The 1,214-nt window shown below is 39.5% G+C and carries 1 protein-coding gene and 1 pseudogene; one reads left to right on the top strand and one right to left on the bottom strand.

The window, feature by feature from the left end; genetic code table 11:
* Positions 1-92 precede the first annotated feature (92 nt).
* On the bottom strand, positions 93-464 hold the full coding sequence (locus ACED25_RS23465; protein WP_017097360.1) for a hypothetical protein: 372 nt from the start codon (positions 462-464) through the stop codon (positions 93-95).
* A 157-nt stretch (positions 465-621) separates the two neighbouring features.
* Here ACED25_RS23465 and ACED25_RS23460 point away from each other — a divergent pair.
* Positions 622-1,161, top strand: a pseudogene (locus ACED25_RS23460) (winged helix-turn-helix domain-containing protein); the annotation flags it as partial.
* Between the last annotated feature and the right edge of the window lie 53 nt (positions 1,162-1,214).

Below are 1,214 nucleotides of genomic sequence, written 5' to 3'. Positions count from 1 at the left end.
CTCCGTAACGCAGAACAGCTCCTAATAGGGAGCTGTTCTTGTGTCTAAATTTGGGCCACACTAAGTGCCGTTACGTTAAATAAATGAAACAACTAGTCTACCGAGCTAAACGTGTATCCCTCACGAGGGATAAACGGAGCTCGGAAATCGCCTTTTAAAAAGTAATAGATATCTTGTGAGTTATCATGGACAACCTCGTAGCAGCTTTCCCCACTACCAAAGTTTGAACAATATTTATTATTTTTAATGCGCCATGTGCCTTCGCTGGGTTTTACATCACCACTACTCATCCACCACGTTGTGCCTGAATCGGAAAAATATTGAACTGTTTTTTTCCCGTAATGAACACCATGAATAGTATTATTGCTAAGCAACAAATCTACTTCTGGTGAATTAACCGGCACTTCTTTAGCTAAGACAGAACATGTTACTCCTAGAAGTATTACTGCAATGATTTTTTTCATTTATATCTCCATTATATTTATAATTACGTTAAATCGCATATATAGAAACCCAATTCAGATTTAATATCAATTCAAAAAATGAATAATTAGAGCAAATTTGATTGGTATTTATACCCGTGATCATTGAAGATGCTTGATTTTCTTTAGAATCAGGATCATGCTACGAGCCATGAAAATTGCACTGACTCCTCAACAGAAACTACAACTCGGACAAATGCACGACAATGAACGTGACAGTCGAGTTTGCGACCGTATTAAGGCTGTTTTGCTAGCTTCTGAAGACTGGAGTCAGACTATGATTTCACAAGCCCTTCGTATTAATGAATCGACCGTTGCACGTCACCTCAGTGACTACGTTCTTTCTGAAAAACTTAAGCCTGAAAATGGCGGAAGCCAAAGTAAACTTTCTGCTACTCAAACCATGCACCTAATCGAGCATTTGACTGAGAAAACCTATTCTCATACTCATCAAATTGTCGCCTATGTTAAAGAGATATTTGGACTTGATTATACGGTTTCAGGTATGAACAAATGGCTTCACCACAATGGCTTTAGCTACAAGCAGCCGAAAGGCGTTCCACACAAGTTTGATGAAGCAAAACAACAAGCCTTCATAGATGGTTATAAATCACTAAAGGCAAGCTGTGGTAAGGGTGAAACGATAGTTTTTATCGACGCTGTTCACCCAACCTTATCGTATCCGCCCCATGAACCCACGGGGCGACTTGTCAGTGTTTGAAGTTCCAAGGT

Origin of the sequence: Vibrio sp. 1F263, from assembly GCF_041439035.1 — a bacterium.
Lineage (GTDB): Bacteria > Pseudomonadota > Gammaproteobacteria > Enterobacterales > Vibrionaceae > Vibrio > Vibrio tasmaniensis_A.
This window is presented reverse-complemented; position numbering and strand designations above follow the sequence as displayed.